At 70.2% G+C, this 1,902-nt stretch carries 3 protein-coding genes; 2 read left to right on the top strand and 1 reads right to left on the bottom strand.

Features of this window, described 5'->3' with window-relative positions; genetic code table 11:
- Both IH13_RS0110495 and IH13_RS0110490 read left to right on the top strand, forming a co-directional pair.
- Window positions 1–648 (top strand): lysozyme (locus IH13_RS0110495; RefSeq protein ID WP_031083174.1); only part of this gene is annotated, 648 nt, incomplete at its 5' end.
- A 244-nt stretch (window positions 649–892) separates the two neighbouring features.
- A complete protein-coding gene (locus IH13_RS0110490; protein ID WP_420713350.1) occupies window positions 893–1,573 on the top strand; it encodes a polysaccharide deacetylase family protein in 681 nt (226 codons plus the stop codon).
- Between the two features lie 110 nt (window positions 1,574–1,683).
- Here the strand turns inward: IH13_RS0110490 and IH13_RS0110485 are convergent.
- Window positions 1,684–1,902: S16 family serine protease (locus IH13_RS0110485; RefSeq protein WP_031083170.1), on the bottom strand; the 219-nt coding region annotated here is incomplete at its 5' end.

Raw genomic sequence — 1,902 nt, 5'->3', positions numbered from 1 at the left:
CCCGCCCGTACCACCGCCGCCGCCCAGACCGAAGGGGTGGACGTCAGCAGCCACCAGGGGAACGTCGCCTGGTCGACGCTGTGGAACAGCGGCGTGAAGTGGGCCTACGTGAAGGCCACCGAGGGGACGTACTACAAGAACACGAGCTTCACGCAGCAGTACACCGGCTCGTACAACGTGGGCATGATCCGCGGCACCTACCACTTCGCCACCCCGGACACGACCAGCGGCGCGGCCCAGGCCAACCACTTCGTGGACAACGGCGGCGGCTGGTCCCGGGACGGCAAGACCCTGCCGGGCGTGCTGGACATCGAGTGGAACCCGTACGGCGCGCAGTGCTACGGCAAGACCCAGGCCGCCATGGTCGCCTGGATCCGCGACTTCGTGAACACCTACAAGGCGCGCACCGGACGGGACGCGGTGATCTACACCGCGACCAGCTGGTGGAAGGACTGCACCGGCAACAACGCGAGCTTCGGCGCCACCAACCCGCTCTGGGTGGCCCGCTACGCCTCGACCGTGGGTGAACTCCCGGCCGGCTGGGGCTTCTACACGATGTGGCAGTACACCTCGTCCGGCCCCACGGTCGGTGACCACAACCACTTCAACGGCGCCCTCGACCGGGTACAGGCCCTCGCGAACGGCTGACCCGCGGGAGGTTCGCACCCTGACCGAAGCCCCGGCGGCCGACCCGGCCGCCGGGGCTTCACGCTGCCCGGGCCCCCTATAAACGCCGCGTATACACCCTATGTATAGTCGCCGCGTGCCGCGCCACCAGGGGGCGGACCTGCTCCGGGAGTGACCCGCTGTGCCCAGAAAGACGACGCCGCTCGGTACGGGGTTGGCCGCCGCCCTTGTGACCGTCCTCACCCTGACGCTCAGCGGCTGCTCCATGGAGACCACGGCCCCCGGGTCCGCGCGCGCCGAAGCCGCGTCCGACGCGAAGGGGACGTTCGGCCCGGTGGACTGCCGTAAGGCGAAGTGCATCGCGCTGACCTTCGACGCCGGGCCGGGCGAGGACACCCCGCACCTGCTGGACGTGCTCAAGGAGAAGAAGGTCCCGGCGACGTTCTTCCTGCTCGGCAAGAACCACGTGCTGAAGCACCCGGAGACCGTGCGCCGCATGGAGGCGGAGGGGCACGAGGTCGCCAACCACACGTGGTCGCACGAGATCCTGACCGACAAGAAGCCCGACGAGATACGCGCCGAGCTGCAGAAGACCCAGGACGCGATAGCGGAGATCACGGGCAAGAAGCCGCGGCTGATGCGTCCGCCGCAGGGCCGCACCGACGACACGGTCTCCGAGGTCAGCAAGGAGCTGGGGCTCTCCCAGATCCTCTGGAGCACGACCGCCAAGGACTACTCGACGAACGACTCCGCGCTGATCAGGAAGCGGACCCTCGACCAGGCCGGCAAGGACGGGATCATCCTGCTGCACGACATCTACAAGGGGACGGTTCCCGCGGTGCCGGGCATCATCGACGCGTTGCAGAAGGACGGCTACACCTTCGTGACGGTCCCCCAGCTGATGGCCCCCGCCGAGCCGGTGCCCGGTACGGTCTACCGCCCCTGACCCCGCGCGAAGCCGCCCGGGCACGCGGAACGGCCCGCCCTCCCCCACGGGAGGTGCGGGCCGTCCGTACCGGCCGTGTCCGTGGCGCCGCGCCCGTCACCGCGTGGCGCCTACGCCGCGGCCGGGATCCTCTCCCCGGCCCTGGCCGAGGCCGGGGCGAGGGCGATCTCCAGCACCTGGCGGACATCGGTGACCGGGTGGACCTCCAGCGTGTCGAGGACCTCGGCCGGGACGTCGTCCAGGTCCGCCTCGTTCCGCTTGGGGATCACCACCGTGGTGATGCCGGCCCGGTGCGCGGCGAGCAGCTTCTGCTTCAGGCCGCCGATCGG

Source organism: Streptomyces sp. NRRL WC-3549 (genome assembly GCF_000721935.1).
Classification (GTDB): Bacteria; Actinomycetota; Actinomycetes; order Streptomycetales; family Streptomycetaceae; genus Streptomyces.
The sequence above is the reverse complement of the archived record's forward strand: the minus strand, read 5'-3'. Positions and strand labels throughout refer to the sequence as shown.

Bases quoted from the DNA above. Each gene is read 5' to 3' on its own strand.
- IH13_RS0110490 (WP_420713350.1), top strand. From the start codon at position 893: ATGGAGACCACGGCCCCCGGGTCCGCGCGCGCCGAAGCCGCGTCCGAC.